The following is a 19,110-nucleotide window of genomic DNA, read 5'->3' as shown; positions in this document are numbered from 1 at the left end:
AAGGTTCGCCGGCGGTTCAGCCTTGTCCAAATTACTCATAAACTGTTTTTAATTGCAGGTAAAAGTAAGAATCGATAAGCAGCGATTTTTTTGGAATGCCGAAGATATGGATTTCACAGATAAAACAATTCAAAAAATGAGATCAGCACACAGTGGTTATTGCGACAGGCAAGAGGTAATAAGTTGCCGCTCACCGTTCAGCAATGTGGCTATTTCATGATTTCAAAAGGGATAATCTGCGTATGGCCCGTCGCTTCATTTTCCGTTACTTCCAACAAATAGAAGCCGGAGGGACAGTTACTAATATCCAATGATATGCCGGCACCGGTTACAATAGCTTGAGATATTTGCTTCCCATAGATATTTTTCACGCGCACAGCAGCGATACCGTTGTTATTTTTCATCTCCACAGTTAACCTGCCAGCGGCAGGATTTGGAAATACGGAAACAACATCGGCGCCAGTTGATGACGGCATCGCAGCAGTTGCATAATCCAGTTGCATGACCCAGCCATCGGAGGTTCCCTGCAGGTCAATGACATCACCATCAGTTGAGAAAGCGGCACCTGCCACAATACCGGGTTCAACGATTGCATAGGCAAAGTCGGATCCGGAGCCGCCCAGTGCCACGCTGGAAGCCAGCTTACCGTTTTTGCCAATCTGCACAACCCAGAAATCCTTGCCTGAACCGGCCTCATTCACCACATCACCATCAATGGAATTGGTTGATCCGGCCATAAAGTAACCTGAACCGTCGGGCAGTTTGCAAGCTCTTCTGAATTGTTCGCGGTCACTGCCGCCATAGATGCCCCTCCACTCAACATTCGCATTTGCATCCAGTTTCATGGCCCAGAAATCCATGTCGCCGTGCCATGAACCATTTTCAATGGGAGTGCCGGGGTCGCCGGATTCGCCAAAACAGACATAGCCGCCATCATCCGTATTCAGCGCATCGAAGATGTATTCGTTGTGAGGCCCGCCATAGGTGAAACTGGAAACAATATTTCCAAGCGTATCAATCGTGAGCACCCAGGCATCAGTAGAATCAACGCTTTGTCCTGCAAGGTCACCATCAGTGGATGAGGTAAGTCCGAATAGTGCGATATTTCCGTTGGCAGCAGGCAATGCTTTATAGAAATCATCATAACCCGTACCACCATAAATTTTATTCGTAAGGATATTTCCATCATCATCAATAATAAAGACCCATGCATCAAATAACAGCGAGTCTATGCTTGGTGGCACATCGCCATCGGATGAACTGGTACGCGACATCACCATGTATTTATGTCCCGGCAATTCATATAGATTTCTCGGCACGTCGTAGATATATCCGCCGAAAGATTTTGCCCATTCCATATTACCATCAGCATCCAGCTTCATCGTCCAGGCATCGCTGTATGCATGATGGCCGACCACATCAAAGTCGCTCGACCATGACTCGGTAACAAAAAGATATCCGCCATCGCTGGTCTGAATAATTTTAGAAAACGGGTTGCCTTCTTCCTTGCTTCCACCATAGCAATGTTGCCAGATGATATTTCCGGAAGGATCCATCTTAACGATCCAAACATCGTGAACACCCTTTACCTGGCAGTCGGATGAAACATCGCCGCCATGATCTGTTACCAGTCCGAACAGGATATAATTGCCATCTGCCGTCGGATAAATATCTTCAATGATATCATTTCCGGGCCCGCCGGGAGTTATCTGCCAGGCAATGGAAGGCGGTGTTTGAGAGAATACGAAGGAAATGCTGAAAACTGACAGGAAACTCAACAGCAGCATGTAATGAAACTTCATCCGGTAATTATTGAAGGTTTGAGAAAAATCAAAAGTACACAAAATGGAAAAACCGGCAGGATAGGATCGATGCCGTTAAAGGTGCTGCCGATTCGCTTATTTTTACGAGATGAATGAAAGAAACCGCATCCGCAAAGCTATTCCCGCCCTGGTCATGATTGCCTGCTTTTTTATTGGAACCACTACAGGCTATCTGACCAATGACCTTGCGGCAGGCATCTTAATCGGATCAGGAACCGGGCTTATCATAATGAGTATCCTGCGCATGGTGATGAAACGAAAGAAAAAAACTCCGGCGGAAGATGCTAATTCAGCAGATGAATAGATTTATCGCATCAGCAGTTGCCTATTTATCTTTTTTAAAGTTCCTTTACCCTAAAAAAAGAAACTATGCATTTCCCCGACAACGTAAAGTATACCAAAGACCATGAATGGATACGGGTAGAAGGCACCACAGCCTTTGTGGGCATTACCGATTTTGCACAGGGTGAATTGGGCGACATCGTATATGTTGACATCAATACAACCGGTGAGACCCTTGACAGGGATGCTGTGTTCGGCACGGTGGAAGCTGTAAAAACAGTATCTGACCTGTTGCTGCCGGTGAGTGGTGTCATTCAGGAAGTAAATACCGCCCTGAATGATCAGCCGGATGCTGTGAATAAAGATCCATACGGCACGGGCTGGATGGTAAAAATGTCCATCAGCAATCCGGCGGAGCTTAACGAACTGATGGATGCTGCTGCCTATAAACAGATGATCGGACAATAGTATTTCTTTACCAGGTATCTGTCCGGATTTTATTTGTGAATGCTATCCTATGCCCATGCCTTTAATAAAAAATTTCGGATACTTCCTGCTGTGGCTGCTGGTGATACTTTACCTTTCCTTCACCCCCTTAAAAAACTGGCCGCAGCCAACCATTTTTCAAAAATTATACATTGATAAAGTGGTTCACATCTTTATGTACGGTGTGTTGAGTTTTCTTTTGATGCGGAGTGTCTTCCTGCATCAGCAGAAACGGATGCCACGCTTTGATACCATACTTGCTGTCCTGCTTTTCTCGGCCGGCACAGGTGTATTGATTGAAATCTTACAACCTCTGCTTACCGCCTTCCGCAAGTTTGAATGGCTGGATATGGTGGCAAATGCAACAGGCGCCCTGACAGGTATTTTTCTGTTCCGGTGGTACCTGACCAAAGAAAGAATGGGAATTGAGACAGTGCAGAAAAAATAATGCACTCCAACTATACATCATACTCACACTGGCTGATGTACGTTATATGATGCATTGAAAAAGTCCGCTGCATTGCGGAATCCTTTTTTTTGAGTTCGCACTGCTTTGTACCATTTGCTGCGCACCTTCAACCCCAGCAAGTGACTGCAACTGCTGTCAGAAAGGAATATGTATTTTTGAAAAGATGAAAAAGTTGATTCACAAACTTACCTCTTATAAAACTATCGCCATTCTTATGGTGGCGCTGCTCCCCTGCATAACTGTGGAGGCTCAGACACAGCAGGATGTTCAGCTGGCACTTGAATATTTCAAAAACGGAGAGTTTGAAAAATCGGCTGTGATGTATGAGAAGTTATACAACAAGGCGCCGGAGAACACCCTGTTTTTCCAAAATTATATACAAAGCCTCACTGCACTCCGGCAATTTGATGATGCCGTCAAGGCGATCAGGAAACAGATCAAGAAATTTCCCGCCGACCTCACTTACTATATTGATCTTGGGACGGTGTATCATCTGCAGGGCGAGGAGAAATCGGCGACCGCACAATACGATGAAGCGCTGAAGCTGTTAGGACCGGATGTGCCCATGGTGAATAAGCTGGCTTATAAGTTTCAAAATGCGGCATTGAATGATTATGCCATCGCATGTTACCTTAAAGCACGCAGGATCTTCAGTGCGGAAAACTCCGATTTGTTTTTGCCTGAACTTGCGGCATTGTACAGGAAGCAGAACGACATACCGGCAGTAGTGCGGACGTATCTCGACATCGTTGACTACAACCCATCCATGGCTGATGATGTGGAAGGGCAGTTGCAGCCGCTTATTGAACTCGCGCCATATGCCACCGCGCTGCAATCGGAGCTGTATAAACGCATTCAGAAGAAACCCGGAAATGAAGTGTATGCGGAAATGCTGATCTGGTATTTTATTCAGAAGAAGGATTTTACCTCCGCTTTTCAGCAGGTGAAAGCACTTGATAAACGCAACAGGGAAGAAGGGCAGCGTGTGTTTCAGTTTGCACAATCGGCTTTTGACGAAGGAAATTATGATGCCGCCCTTGCAGCTTATCAGTATATTATCAATGAAAAAGGGAAAGGCAGCATGCTGTACCTGCCGGCCCGTGCGAGCGAGCTCACTACAGAACGGACGAAAATCACCATTGCACACAACTATACGGCAGATGAGCTGACACAGCTGGAACGCAAATACGAATCCTATTTTACCGAGTTTGGCAAGAGCGCACAAACTGCCGTTACGATGCGCGACTTTGCCAGCCTGGAAGCAAAATATCTGCACAATATCGACAAGGCAATCAGCATTGCACAGGAAGCACTGAGCATACCAACCAACGAAAAAAAGCTGACCGGCTATCTTAAGCTCGACCTTGGCGATTATAACCTGATAAAAAATGAAGTGTGGGAAGCCACCTTGCTTTATTCGCAGGTGGATAAAGCCTTTAAAGAAGATGAGTTGGGTGAAGAAGCCCGTTTCAAAAATGCACAGCTCAGCTTTTACATGGGTGATTTTCCCTGGTCGCAGGCACAGCTTGATGTGTTGAAAGGATCCACTTCCGAACTGGTGGCCAATGATGCACTTGCCTTATCCGTGTTCATGACCGATAATATGGGTTTGGATACATCGACAGTACCAATGGAAATGTATTCACGCGCCGAACTGCTGATTTTTCAGAATAAGTTTGAAGCGGCTATTCAGACACTGGATTCCATTACCACCACATTTCCCGGCAATTCACTGGCTGATGATGTGTTGTTTTCCAAAGGAAGAATCTATCTCTCGAAACAGGATTATACTACCGCCGCTTCCGTGTTTGATCAATTAGATAAAAACTATTCTACCGACCTGCTGGCCGATGATGCTCTGTTTCAGCTGGCGGAACTGTATGAAAACTATCTCCACGATAAAGCCAAAGCCATGGATCTTTATAAGGATATCCTGCTCAAATATAAAGGCAGCATCTATGTAGTGGAAGCGCGTAAAAGATTCAGGGAGTTGAGGGGTGATGAAGTGAATTGATGAAACAATAATAATGCTGATACGCGCTAAAGGAATGAAATGCTCCATTCCAGTTTTTCCTGTCCGGCACGATACACCTCGATTCGCTGCCATTTTCCGCCATTTAGCTTAGATTTGCCAGCCTCACGCGTCTCTTTCCGGTGGTGCAATTTCCAGCTATGCAAAAGAACTTTTACCCAGTATTCTTCAGGGTCATTTGTGGTATTGCCTGTTTACTGCTCCTGGCTGTACCTGCTTTTTCACAACTATCATTCATTGAAATGACCCATATCAGCCTGCTTTCCGATGATGGTGATCAGGTAGGGATCAGGTTTCAACCCGGCAGCATGCAACAGCATGCAGTGACTACCCCATCAGGTGAAGCCGTTACTATTATTACAGACAAAGCAACACCGATTCTTAAAGCAGGATTTCCTGATCTGCCAAAACTCACGGCAAGCATCATTGTTCCTGATGATAAAAACATGTCTGTTAAAGTTGTGGCAAGTGTTTACCACGACTATGAAAATATCAGCGTTGCACCATCCAAGGGATCTATGCTGAGAGATATTGATCCCGCCTCTGTTCCATATAAAAATGGAGAAGCATACAGCGAAAACCAATTTGTTCCCAAACAACTCGCGGAGTTGCGTGATCCTTACATTCTGCGTGATGTGCGCGCACAAACCGTCATCGTTTACCCTTTTCAATACAATGCCGTTACTAAAACATTGCGCGTATATTCGGAAATTACTATTGCAATTACTCCCGATAACATTCCGCCAAAAAATGTGTTGCTGAGAAATGCTGCCAACCAGGTGAAACCGGTTGCGGAATTCAATGAGCTGTATGCCACGCAGTTCCTGAACTTCAAAAATGACACGCGCTACGATCCTTTGGAGGAAGCCGGCAATATGCTCATCATCAGCGATGGTGCTTACATGAACGCCCTGCAACCATTGGCAGACTGGAAAATTCAAAGAGGAATCCGCACGGAAATAGTAGATGTTGCTTTTATCGGAAATAATAAAACTGCCATCAAAAATTTTGTGGTGGATTATTACAATACCAAAGGACTCACCTACCTGCTGCTAGCCGGTGATGCTGCACAGGTGGCCTGCAGCAGCACCGGCGCAGGCGATTCAGACAACGACTATGGATATATAACAGGTGATGATCATTACCAGGAAATTTTTGTCGGCCGCTTTTCCGCGGAATCTGAGACAGACATCATCAACCAGGTGAACAAAACCATTTCGTACGAGAAGACGCCGTTGACGGACAATCATTTTTCAAAAGGCATCTGTATCGCTTCCAACGAGGGCGCCGGCATCGGTGATGAAGGCGAAGCGGACTTTGCGCATGAAGATATCATCCGCACACAATTGCTCGGATATGGTTACACGGAGGTGGCGGAGTTATTTGACGGCACGCATAATGCTCCCGATGCGCCCGGTAATCCCACGGCTGTTGACCTTTCCAATCTCATCGATAACGGGACAGGTGTCATTAACTACACCGGCCATGGAAGCGGCAGCAACCTGAGCACTACCAACTTCACCATCGGCAATGCAAACAGCCTCATCAACACCACGCAATGGCCGTTTATGTGGACGGTTGGATGCAGTGTCGGCAACTTCACCGGCACCACCTGCCTGGCCGAAGCACTGGCACGTTCCAGCCACAATGGTCAGCCGGCAGGAACGGTTGCATCTTTCATGTCCACTATTCTTCAGGCATGGGCCGAACCCATGGAAGCGCAGGATGAAATGAACCTGTTGCTTACAGAGAGTTACGAGGATAACATCAAGCGCACCTTCGGCGGACTTTCCATCAACGGATGTTTCAGCATGAATGACAAATACGGCGCAACAGGTTATAACATGACGGATACCTGGATATGCTTCGGTGATCCGTCGCTTGAAGTAAGAACAGCGCAGCCAACCACCATGCTGGCCACACACAATCCCACCATTGAACTGGGCAGCACTCATTTCATCATCACCTGCGATGCGGAAAATGCATTGGCCTGCCTTTCGGCAAACGGGATGGTGATAGCCACTGCCACCGTGCAAAGCGGCATGGCCGACCTTGCCATGGATCCGCTGACGATTGGTGATACCTTACTGCTTACCATTACCGGTTACAATAAAATACCATACATCGCTCCTGTCCCAACCACGCAGCCTGCCGGCCCGTTTGTTTATAATGGATGGCCGGTGATCAGCGATATAGCCGGCAACTACAACGGACTGGCTGATTATAATGAACCACTTGCACTGGATGTGACGATGCAGAATTTCGGATTGTCGGCGGCAACAGGTGTAACGGCAATCATTGCCACCACCGATCCTTACATCACAATTACAGATGGGAATGCTTCGTACAACACTATTCAAAGCAATACTGCCGTCCTGCAAACCAATGCCTTCACGCTTCACACAGCAGATAATATTCCTGACGGACATGTGGCATGGTTCAGTTGCACCATTACCGATGCTGCTGCCAATACATGGAATTCATCTTTTACAATACCGGTGAATGCACCATTGCCGATGGTTAACACTTTTAATATTGAGGATGCTGCGAGTGGCAACGGGAACGGATACCTTGATCCTGCGGAAACAGCGATGATTACCGTGTCTATGGGCAATACCGGCCACAGCAATTCAGCAAATGCCATCGCCACGCTGAGCACCTCAAACAGTTTTATCACCATCAATACGGCATCAGCAGTGATGGATAGCCTTATCACCGGTGAAAATCAAACAGCCACCTTTGAAGTTACGGTAGCACCCAATGCGCCTTACGGAATGAAAGTGCTATTGAACTGCGGGCTGACGGCCGGCGCATACAGCACAGCCAAAGAATTTACCACCATCATCAGCCCGGCCATTGAAGATTTTGAAACTAATGACTTCTCCTCTTTCGACTGGCAGTTGAGTGGTGTTGCCAACTGGTTCACCACTGCAGAAAATGCCTTTGAAGGAAATTATTGTTCGAGGTCGGGTGATGTAAATAACTTTCAGTCATCCACGCTGGAGATCGTTTTACCGGTTCAGTTTGATGACGTCATCTCTTTCGCCCATAAAGTTTCTTCCGAAGCCGGATATGATTCACTGGCATTTTTTATTGATGGCGTGCTTCAAAACAGATGGTCGGGAGAACTACCATGGTCAGTATCTTCTTATCCGGTTGACAGCGGCATGCATACCTTCAAATGGATATATGCTAAAGATGGTTATTTCTCCGACGGTGCCGATGCAGCATGGCTGGATGACATACACTTGCCCCCTTTCAAAGTGAATGCTGTAACCGGTTCATCAGCACCAGTAATTATTGGCGCTGCCTCCGTCTTTCCTAATCCATTTGAACTATTCACCACTATCACTTATCAACTGCCGCAACCTTCCGAGGTGAGCATCAGTTTGTGTAACCTCACAGGACAAACAGTGCTGCAACCGTTGATTCATGAAAAGCAATCCGCCGGCAACTACCGGCTGATGCTCGATTGCAGCCAGCTGCCGCAGGGGATTTATTACTGTTCAGTTACAATGGATGGAAAGACCTTTGTGAAAAAATTAATATTGAGCAGATAAGTAACAAAGTCGCAAGCAGTAACTGCAGGATCTACTTCACCGGCACTTCCTCCACTTTCAGGTCATCAATAAAAATTTCCTTTTTGCTGTTCGCATTCCAGAAACTGACCTGTATAGTATCTGCCTTCAATGATGGCAGTTTGTGAATGTCCACTGTTACCGTCTGCCATCTTCCCTGTTCGGTGTTACGCTGTATGCGCATCATGTTGTTCCTCACCTCCTGCCGCTTTGCCTGCAACTTAACCACGAATTGTGTCATGCCCCATACATCCCATTCCTTATCAGGAAAATAGATTTTTGCGCTGGCGCGTAACCACGATTCCCCGCCATGACTGACAGGCACCGAATATGCTTTCGAAAACTGAATGCTGTCATTCAAATGAATCAGCAAGCCTGAACCATATCCATTCACATTATACAGGCTGTCAAATACCGGTGACTTAAAGGTGCCGGTCACCTGCAATTGTTGTTGCATTGCGGATGGCATTTCTTCTTTGCTGTCCAGCATTTTTTTATCAGCAGGATCAATGGTTGTTCGCCCGAAGATTCTCCAGTAGTACGCACGCGTCATGTTTTCAGCTTCAAAAATTCCCTTTGCATGTGCCTGGTAGGTTTGCAACAGGTTGAGCCAGCAGCAAAACAAAACCAGCATCAGTGTAGCGATGCGGGCTATCTTCCGCTTCGCGGAAAAATCAAAAAATGCGGCTAGCGGAAAAATCAATACAGCATATGATTGCACCATTGCACGTGATCCGAAGCTGCCGCCATACCACCAGATATCCCAGGCGAAAACGATGTATATATTGATCAGCATAAAAATCAATGATGGCCAGAATACCGGCCTGAATTTCTTGTACAGGAAGAAGAAACCAATCAGCGCCAGGCACATGACCGGTGTATAAACCAGCCAGCCGTTTTTATAGGTAAAAATACCGTCGTATAAATGCGGATGCGCCCAGCTGAAACCCTGGTCCTGATAGCTGTAATACAGCCATTCGCCTGACAGTATTTTCCAGTAGATGAGTTGCGGTAAAACGGGCAATACGAAAGCGGCGCCTGCCATCAGTATCATATTACGATTTTGCCAGAAGAACGTGATCCTTCCTGCTATTGCAGGCCAGGCAACGATGCCCCAGAGAAATGGGATGCACAGAATAATGATCTCCGTCGGGCGTGTCACCGTTGCAAGTCCGCATAAGAAGCCGATACCGGCACTGATGGCAAATGACGGCCGGTCAAACCATTTTATCGTCAGCCATATCACGAGGCAGTAAATGGTAAAAAGATAATTATGCGCCATGGCGCCGGCATACGACACATAATTGAAATAATTGGTGGCAAGCACCAGCACCAGCAATACCGTAGCTGTAATCCCGTCACCAAAATAGCGCAGCAGATTTTTCCTGGCAAACCACAACCCGATCCATGCTATGCCAATGCTGCCGAAAGCAATCATCACCTGGTAAGGAAAAGAAAATCCGTCCACCTTATAATCACCCGCCACAGCCCATAGATGGGCAACACCAAAAAATGGCAGGTACATCAGCGACATGCCCATCGAATATTTCATGAGATAGTTTCCATTCGGCAACAGGAAGGCATTTCCAAATCCGTTCACCGGCTGATATTGCTCCAGAATATATGGAAGCTGATGCAGCTTACTGATGTCATCATAAAAAAAAGAAGGGAGATAGAGGTAATAACCCATCACATCCCAGCTTATAGTAGCTTCCGTTGCGGGAATATTCCACTTCGGATAAAGGAAAGCCGAAACAGTCAGGAAGATGATGCTGAACAGAAAGGCAGCAAATGAAACCGGATGACTTTCCCTGTATTTCAGCATGCAAACAATAATTGCCTGCAAGCTGCAGCAATTTTATTTCCCATGCAAGAATGCAGACTCCGGCACAATGGCCTGCTGCATTTAAAAATCCAAGTGATAACAGTTGCTGAAAATGACAATACCATACCCGAAAGGTGAGTTGATCTCATCCCCTGAGCAGGATCAGCTGTCATTGATGCTGCAGCATCACACTCATATATCACGACTGAAAATAAATCGCCTCCTGATTAAACCAAACTGATATTTTTGAGTCGATAGGCTCACAGCCAAAAAACACCAATGACTTTACGCTACAGTGGGGTACGTTGTCTTCTTCCATCTGATTATAAAAAGTCAATTATTTTTTTCAGCCTGCTTTTTTTGCTGACCTGCCGGTTTTCCTTTGCTCAAGCGGGTAAAGATTCCATTGAAACAGCGCGTCAACTTCGCGATGAAATGAAACTGCGGAAAGCAACCGATCTGCTGCATGCTTATCATCAGCATCACCCGGAAGACATCAATGCATTGTGGCTGCTCGCACAAACCACATACTGGCGTCACCAATACAAGCGGTCGGTGCAGCTTTATGATGCTGCGCTGCAACTGCAGCCTGATAAAGAGCTGCTTCAACTGGATTATGCGAGGTCGCTAATTGGTATGGAGGAATGGGAAAAAGCGGATTCTATATTGGGGCTTTCAGAAAGCAGGAATCATTACTACTCTGATGGCTTGCTGTTGCGGTCACGCATTTTTTTCCACCTTGGCAATTATGATGCTGCCAAAGAATACAGCGAGAAAGCGCTGATCAGCTACAACCAAAACACGGAAGCGCAATTGTTGCTGATGGATATCAAAAGAGCGATGTCACCCTGGTTACTTTTCAATACCGGTTTCGGCTGGGATGATCAGCCGCTGCAAACCTTTTCACCCGGCGCAGAGAGCGGCTTTCATGTGAATGCCCTGCTGAGCCCTTCCATCACAGTTTATGCTCCGGTGTTTTTCTTTCACGACAGCACACAGGCAGCATTGCTTCTTTCTGCCGGTAATCTTTTTGTTTTTAAGCAAATCGGATTATCACTGAAAGGTGATCTCGGTATCGTAAAATTCCCATCTGGTAACCAATCAGACTGGACGGGAAGCCTTGCCGCACAGGAGATTTTTGCGAAGCATGTGCAGGCAGATTTCCGGCTGGAACACAAACCGTATTTCCATACCATCGCCAGTCAGCAAAGCAATATCAGTCAGACGCATCTTGCCTTTTCCATCGGCTGGAACGATCAACAAAGCTGGAACGGAAGTGCAGGCATAGATGCCGGTATCTTCCCGGATGACAACAGTGTATCTTCCGTTTACGGCTGGTTGTTTTGTCCTCCGGTAAGGCTGGCGGCTGTTGAATTGCGTGCAGGCTATGCATTCAACTTCAGCAACTCACGAGAAAGCAGGTTTGCGCCGGGCGAAACGTATGAGGAATTTCTTAATCATTATGCGACCGACAGCACGGTAAAGGGTGTGTATGATCCTTATTTCACGCCTTTAAATCAACAGATACACGCAGCATTGTTATCGTTCATCAGTCATCCTTCTGCCAGCTTTTCCGCAGGGCTCAACCTGCAGCTTGGCATATTCGCTCATGCCGATGCCCCCTACCTGTATTTACAATCAACAGATACAGGCACGGAACTGACCACGGGTTACGCGAAAAACACACGATATACGCCGCTGGAGGTGAGTGCCTCCTGCACCTATCAGGCATCAGATAAAATAGCACTCGGTGCATCGTACCTGTACCGTCATACCTTTTTTTACAACAGTCAGTATGCAGGCTTCACGTTAAAAATCAGTTGCTGGAATGATAAGAAGGGATGACAAAGATCTATGGCGTTTTCGCGAAGCCAAATCAATTAATGCATCCGACCGTTTTATTTTAATGGTGCTGGTAACGGCCGGTATCATCAGCATACTGGTATTTGCCGACTGGTGGTTCCGCCGCATGCATGTGGCCAACTGGATGTTCTTTATCACGCTCAGCCTGATTTTCTGGTGGGGGCTGGCACGGCTGGTATTGATGTGGATCAACAACCTGGGCATACAGAAACCGCTTCCTGTTTCACCTGGAAAAAATTTGCGGGTTGCCATCTTCACCACGAGTTCACCCGGCGAGCCGCTGGAAATGTTTGAGAAAACGCTGGCTGCCTGCGCTGCCATCCATTATCCGCATACCACATATTTACTGGACGATACACGGGATATACGTTTCAAAGAAGTAGCAGAAAAAAATAATGCCGTATGGCTTGAACTCGTGGGCATTCCCGGTGCCAAAGCCGGAAAAATAAATGCGGCGCTGCAACTAACCTCGGAAGATTTCATCCTGGTGCTGGATCCCGATCATATTCCATTCCCCGAATTTTTTGAACACACCCTGGGATTTTTCAAGGATGAAAAAGTGGGCTTCGTGCAGGTATGCCAGGCCTATTACAATCAGTACCGGTCATTCACGGCGAAAGGCGCAGCAGAACAAACCTATTCCTTTTATGGCCCCACGCAGATGAGCTTGCATGGCTATGGCTGCGCCGTTGCCATCGGCGCCAATTGCACCTTCAGAAGAAAAGCGCTGGAAAGTATCGGTGGCCACGGCATCGGATTGGCGGAAGACCTCATCACCTCTATCAGGCTGCATGCCGCAGGCTGGAAATCTATTTACAACCCGGTAGTGTTGAGTCGCGGACTGGTGCCCGAAGACTTCGGTTCATTTTGCAAACAACAACTGAAATGGTCGCGTGGCGTGTTTGAGGTAACATTTGTGGAGATACCAAAACTCTTCCGTCGTCTTTCTTTCTGGCAGCGCATTTCTTATTTCACCATTGGCACCTATTACTTAGTCGGTGTGATGCAATTTTTCTTCACCCTTCTTCCCTTTATCTTCTTCCTCACCGGCATCCTTCCCGCCACCATGCCATTCGCCGATTTTCTGATACACGGTTCCTTCGTTGCCTTGTTCGGAATCTCATCTTACCTGTTCATGCAGCGATGGCTCTGTCATCCTGCCATGGAACGCGGCCTGCACTGGCGCGGCATGGTATTGAAATATGCCTGCTGGCCGGTATTCCTCATCGGCTTTTTGCTGGGTGTGGTGAATGCTGATATTCCATACATACCGACAGCTAAAAAGGCCGTAACCGGTTACTTCACGCCATTTGCCCGTCCATTGGTGTTGCATGTACTGCTCTTCCTTGTTACCAGCATCAGCGTGTTCAGTTACCGGCGATATGGTATGCCGGAAGTGGAACTGGTAGCTACTGCGGAAAAAACCTGGGCCATGTTCGCCTTTGCGCTGATCGCCTTTGCCATGTCGGTGGGAGGAATTTTTGCAGCGCTTGAAGCAAGAAGGCTGAAGGAAGAAGATCCCTGGGACACGGTGGATATAGACAAACTAAAAACGACGCAGCATGAGCAATAAGATTTTCCGCATTTCAACCACACTCACAGCCATTATATTAGCGGCAGGCATTATTGCCGCATTACTATTGCTGGGAAAAGCCACCCGTGGTCCCCTTTCCAACTTCTTCTCCTTTACCGGGCACATGGCGAGTAATGTGGAGAAGAAGGTGATCATCGAGCAGCGTGAAGACAGGCGCGCGGATAAGCTCAGCTGGTTTGAAACCTACCGGCACGATGCAAGTACGCTGAAAAATCCGGCGAGCATCTTATTCGGTGCCTTTGATAACAACACCACTGAAAATTTCAAAAGCATCATTGACCTGGAGGATTCTTTGCACGTTACGTTGCCGCTTATCCATATTTACTGTGCATGGGGCAGTAAGGAAGAGGAAGCGTTTCCGGCGCAGAAAGTGAGGAGCATCCTCGAACTTGGTTCACTGCCGGTTATCACGTGGGAGCCGTGGCTCACCGATTTCGATGGAAGGGATCATCCGCAACTGAAGAAGACCGACAAACGCGACAAGCACGGACTGAATGATGTAGCCAACGGTGTATATGATTTTTATATCAGCGAATGGGCCGATGCGGCAGCGAAGACAGAGGCACCCATTTTTCTGCGGGTCGGCCATGAAATGAATGATCCCTACCGGTATCCCTGGGGCCCGCAAAATAATACGGCCAAAGAGTTTATCGCCGCATTCAGGCATATCCATGATTTGTTTATCAGGGCAGGCGCCAACAATGTTATCTGGATCTACAGCCCGCATCCCGCTTATGGTTACTTCCGCGATTTTTATCCCGGCGATTCTTACGTGGATTATATCGGTTGTGGCACACTCAACTATGGAACGGTGGCAACGTGGAGCAAATGGTGGACCTTTGATGAGATCTTCGGCAAATATTATCCGCAGCTTTCTTCCTTCAGCAAACCCGTTATGCTCACCGAGTTCGGTTCACTCGGTGTGGGCGGCAACAGGAGTGAATGGTTTGAAAACGCATTGGACAGCCTGCCGCGAAAATATCCGGCGGTGAAGGCGGTTTTGTTTTTTCACTTCAGTGATGACAGAACCACTACACAACAAGCTCTCAACTGGTATTTCAAAGACGACAGCCTTACCAACTTAACCATCAGGAATTGTCTTGCACGGCTGGAAAGGACAAACTAATTGGCACCTCAGTAAGTAATGATTATCCTTGTTTGGTTAACTGCCAGCATGGGCATTTCCCGCCAATCCGGATTTTTTTCAATCCTCACTGATTGCGATGTGGATTTACAATCCTCCGCAAGCCCATTCGAGCAATGCGGACATATTTTATTCGGATGTAAATATATTTCAGGGCGAGTCAATATAAATCTACAATAACGGGGATCCTTAGATTGTAAGAAGTTAATATCCTCACCATAAAGTCATTCAGCAGGAACCTCCTGACCCTCAGTGTCCACTTCTTACATTGACAGCAATTGTTACTGCAATAAATACTTTGTTGTTCATAATGGCTTCATACTATTATACATTGCATGGTATCTGAGGTGAGGATTGAAAATCCTCTTCTCATAAAGTCCGGATTGAAAAAAATCCGGACTAACGGGGGAATTTTTTGTCTCTGTATTAAATCTAACAAACTGCTATCAAAGGTTGTTGGTCTGTGCCTCCCACAAGTTTTGGCTAAAACCAACAGCAGCGAAATATCTTGTCTAACCGGATATGCCGGTTTTCAGATTATTAGTAGTTTAATATCCTCACCATGCAGTCATTCAGCAGGAACCTCCTGACCCTCAGCACCCAGTTCTTACATTCACAGCAATTGTTGCTGCAATAAATACTTCGGTCTTCATCGTGACTTCACACTATTATATATTGACTGGTATGTTAGGTGAGGATTCAAAATTTTCCTCTCATAAACTCAGGATTGAAATAAATCCGGACTAACGGGAAAAACAATTTTCTTTCCGGACTTATTCATTATTTAGTGCTAAATTCTGAACGTGTCCGCAATCCCGCAACGTCAACTGGCCGCCATCATGTTCACCGATATGGTGGGTTACACTGCTTTGATGCAAACGGATGAGAAACAAGCGCGGGCAAATCATTTGCGTCATAAAAAAGTTTTCGATGAAAGCGTGGCTGCATACAATGGAAGAGTACTGATGTATTACGGTGACGGAACACTGAGCATTTTTTCTTCCGCGCTCGACGGTGTCCATTGCGCCATTCGCATTCAGCAACAATTATTGCAATCCCCAAAAGTTGATTTGCGCATTGGTATTCATACCGGAGATGTAACACTTGAAGAAGATGGTGTATATGGTGATGGCGTGAACATCGCATCAAGGATTGAAACGCTGGCAGTGCCCGGCGGAATTTTTATTTCAGAAAAAGTTCTTGATGATATCCGGAATCAGAAAGACATCCTGGCCACCGAGGTCGGCTACTTTGAATTAAAAAATGTACTCGAACCCATTCATGTATTTGCCATCGCCAATGAAGGACTAGTGATTCCCACTCGCAATGATATAAAAGGCAAAACCAAACAACCTGTCAATTCCCTCGCTGTGTTGCCGTTCATCAACCTCAGCGGCGATGCTGAAAATGAATATTTCAGTGATGGCATTACAGAAGAACTGCTGAATGCACTTACTGCGGTGGAAGGACTTCGTGTAACCTCCCGCACGTCTTCATTTGCCATGAAAGGCAGGCAACTCGACATCCGCGACATCGCGGCAAAGCTGAACGTGGATAAACTGCTTGAAGGCAGTGTGCGTAAAGCTGGCAACCGTGTACGCATCACGGCGCAGTTGGTAAATGCGGTTGATGGCTTTCACATCTGGAGTGAAACCTATGACCGCGACCTTACTGATATTTTCCAGGTGCAGGATGATATCAGTAAAATCATTGCGAATAAATTAAGAGCAAAACTTTCATTGTCGCACAAAGAGGAATCGCTGGTGAAAATCTCTACCCAAAATCTCGACGCATATGCACTGTTCCTGAAAGGAAAATCTTTCAACAACAAAGAAACGCCTACTGAAATGTTTAAGGCGATTGAATGCTACAAGCAGGCGATCGCTCTTGAACCCGGTTTCGCCTTGGCCTACGCCACACTTGCAGGAGCCTATGCCATGCTCGGAAGTGTTGGTGTGATTCCGGGAAAAGAAGCGCATCAACTCATCTTGAATGCGAGCAACCGTGCATTGGAGCTCGATGCCTCACTTGCACAGGGCCACGTAGGACGCGGTATCGCGCAATTGTTTTTTGAATGGAATTGGAAGGAAGCCTATCAATCATTAATGACAGCAATAGCATTGAATCCGGGAGCAATGGAAAGTTATTGGGTGCTTGGCTATTATTACCTGGTGATGGATGAGCCTTCTCAGGCAGTAACCGCTTTTGAAAAAGCGTGGCAACAGGATCCTCTTTCCATGTCCGTAGCGCGTTCACTTGGCATCGCTTATTTTTATGAGCACCGCTATGATGATGTCATCCGTCTTTCCAACATGCAATTGGATGTGATTCCCGGCAACTGGTATGCCTTGTCCATCAAAGGTTTTTCTATTGGCCTTAAAGGTAACTGGGAGGAAGCATTGGAAATTCAGAAGCAGTCGCTTGAAATGTCTGGTGGTTCAGCATTGGCGATTTCATATCTTGCTTACTGTTATGGAAAACTTAACAGGAAGGAAGAAGCCATGGAAGTGGTAAAGCAACTGGAAGATTTTCACTTGCAACATCCTGAACTGGCAAAATACCAGGATCTCTGTCTCGCATGGTATGGTATCGGCAACTTTGAAAAAGCGTTCGAATACCTTTTCAAATCAATTGAACAACAGGAAGAGATGATCAGCTATATGATCAATTCGCCGGTGTATGCAGCATTGAGAAATGATCCGCGCTATGCATTGTCAAAAAAGAAAATGAATCTTTGAAGTTGGCTTTGTCCAAGGTCGGCGTCCTGTCGACCTATTTGAAGCAGTTTTAGTCTTAAGTGAAAAAATTTTGGCGAGGACGCCTACCTCGGACAGACATGCAGTCATTCAGGAAGTACCTCCTGACCTTAAGCAACCAATTCTTACATTGACCGCAATTGTTGCTGCAATAAACACTTCGTTCCTCATCGTGACCTCATACTCTTATATATTGAATGATATATGAGGTGAGGATTGAAAATCCTCCTCTGATAATGTCCGGATTGAAAAAAATCCGGACTAACGGGACTAACGGGGCAAAAATGGCGACTTATGCCTTGGAACACAAGAAAACGGTGCATATAAATTTAATGGGGCAACATTTGAAAAATTCACTCTATGCCAAGCGACAGAAGAACTACCGCTGATATGGGCTGCTGTGTAATCCCCTCACGTGGCGTTCACGAAGTCAATCGATTTTTATATTTCACTTTTTTCAATTCATCCTTGTCGTTAGTTCACATTTTCTGCGCGAAGATTCGTGCTTCGTATTCCCCCTTTTTTTAATTTCGCTACGAACTTCTTCATTAGCGGCAAGTTTAACCATCACACAACCGACATAATAAATAATAATCTGCAAACTATTTAAATGCAATCCAACGACCTTCACGAAATCAATAAGCTCAAACTTCATCGATTAATATTTTTTTCAGACGCAGTATTGGCTATCATAATCACACTCTTGGTTATTGAACTTCACCTTCCGGATTTGGCTGACAGTAGTTCGGCTACAGAAATGTTTGAAAAGCTGCTGTACATGGTTCCAAATTTCGGCGCATTCCTTATTTGCTTTTTGACAATAACACAAGCCTGGGTGGGGTTAAATACGCTTTTTAGTGCGGTTGTTAAGTATGACAATACACTTGGACTGCTCAATGCATTCTCACTTCTTCCGATTTGTTTACTGCCTTTTGTCGCATCTTTAATAGGCAACTATTTTGACAACCCGGCGTCCTTTATTTTTTTGAGCGGCGTCTCATTTGCGAGTTCCATAGCACAATCCTTTGTCAACCGACATCTTTTCAAAAACAAAATGCTTTCACCATTAGTTGACCACAAGTATTTTGAAAAATTAATGAAAACAGCTATTGTATTTCCTATTGTTTCATTATTAATCGGACTGACCGCATATCTTAGCACACTGTTATCTTTCTCTTTATTCATGTTGGCAATTTTATATTCTATGTGGATCTTGCATAAAATGAAGCTCACAAGCGACTAAACCATAACATGACAA

General features: G+C 46.0%; 12 protein-coding genes. 10 read left to right on the top strand and 2 right to left on the bottom strand.

Annotated elements, in window-relative coordinates:
• Nucleotides 1–209: 209 nt before the first annotated feature.
• Nucleotides 210–1,802 carry a T9SS type A sorting domain-containing protein gene (locus K1X61_10130; protein MBX7108993.1) on the bottom strand — a complete coding sequence of 531 codons (1,593 nt, stop codon included), beginning with the start codon at nt 1,800–1,802 and terminating at the stop codon, nt 210–212.
• Nucleotides 1,803–1,911: 109 nt separating this feature from the next.
• Between K1X61_10130 and K1X61_10125 the strand changes: the two genes are divergently transcribed.
• From K1X61_10125 to K1X61_10105, 5 genes are all read left to right on the top strand, one after another.
• Nucleotides 1,912–2,127 carry a hypothetical protein gene (locus tag K1X61_10125; GenBank protein MBX7108992.1) on the top strand — a complete coding sequence of 72 codons (216 nt, stop codon included), beginning with the start codon at nt 1,912–1,914 and terminating at the stop codon, nt 2,125–2,127.
• A gap of 65 nt (nt 2,128–2,192) precedes the next feature.
• Complete coding sequence (gcvH, locus tag K1X61_10120) at nt 2,193–2,573, top strand: glycine cleavage system protein GcvH (protein ID MBX7108991.1); 381 nt, start codon at nt 2,193–2,195, stop codon at nt 2,571–2,573.
• Between the two features lie 55 nt (nt 2,574–2,628).
• Nucleotides 2,629–3,039 (top strand): VanZ family protein, encoded by a 411-nt coding sequence (locus tag K1X61_10115; protein ID MBX7108990.1) that lies wholly within the window; start codon nt 2,629–2,631, stop codon nt 3,037–3,039.
• Between the two features lie 184 nt (nt 3,040–3,223).
• A complete protein-coding gene (locus tag K1X61_10110; GenBank protein MBX7108989.1) occupies nt 3,224–5,074 on the top strand; it encodes a tetratricopeptide repeat protein in 1,851 nt (616 codons plus the stop codon).
• A gap of 158 nt (nt 5,075–5,232) precedes the next feature.
• On the top strand, nt 5,233–8,652 hold the full coding sequence (locus tag K1X61_10105) for a T9SS type A sorting domain-containing protein (protein ID MBX7108988.1): 3,420 nt from the start codon (nt 5,233–5,235) through the stop codon (nt 8,650–8,652).
• Nucleotides 8,653–8,683: 31 nt separating this feature from the next.
• On the opposite strand, the gene K1X61_10100 is transcribed toward K1X61_10105, so the two are convergent.
• Nucleotides 8,684–10,495 (bottom strand): hypothetical protein, encoded by a 1,812-nt coding sequence (locus tag K1X61_10100; protein MBX7108987.1) that lies wholly within the window; start codon nt 10,493–10,495, stop codon nt 8,684–8,686.
• Nucleotides 10,496–10,774: 279 nt separating this feature from the next.
• On the opposite strand from K1X61_10100, the gene K1X61_10095 reads away from it, so the two are divergent.
• The 5 genes from K1X61_10095 (at nt 10,775) to K1X61_10075 (ending at nt 19,095) form a co-directional block, all read left to right on the top strand.
• Nucleotides 10,775–12,340 carry a hypothetical protein gene (locus K1X61_10095; GenBank protein MBX7108986.1) on the top strand — a complete coding sequence of 522 codons (1,566 nt, stop codon included), beginning with the start codon at nt 10,775–10,777 and terminating at the stop codon, nt 12,338–12,340.
• On the top strand, nt 12,324–13,931 hold the full coding sequence (locus K1X61_10090) for a glycosyltransferase (GenBank protein MBX7108985.1): 1,608 nt from the start codon (nt 12,324–12,326) through the stop codon (nt 13,929–13,931). Before K1X61_10095 ends, K1X61_10090 begins: the two co-directional genes overlap by 17 nt.
• Entirely contained in the window at nt 13,921–15,078 is a 1,158-nt protein-coding gene (locus K1X61_10085; protein ID MBX7108984.1) for a hypothetical protein, read from the top strand. The genes K1X61_10090 and K1X61_10085 overlap by 11 nt, the downstream gene beginning before the upstream one ends.
• A gap of 857 nt (nt 15,079–15,935) precedes the next feature.
• Nucleotides 15,936–17,834, top strand: coding sequence for a guanylate cyclase (locus K1X61_10080; protein MBX7108983.1), 1,899 nt, complete (start codon nt 15,936–15,938; stop codon nt 17,832–17,834).
• A gap of 628 nt (nt 17,835–18,462) precedes the next feature.
• On the top strand, nt 18,463–19,095 hold the full coding sequence (locus tag K1X61_10075) for a DUF1211 domain-containing protein (protein ID MBX7108982.1): 633 nt from the start codon (nt 18,463–18,465) through the stop codon (nt 19,093–19,095).
• Nucleotides 19,096–19,110: the final 15 nt, after the last annotated feature.

Source organism: Chitinophagales bacterium (genome assembly GCA_019694975.1).
Classification (GTDB): domain Bacteria; phylum Bacteroidota; class Bacteroidia; order Chitinophagales; family UBA10324; genus JACCZZ01.
This window is presented reverse-complemented; position numbering and strand designations above follow the sequence as displayed.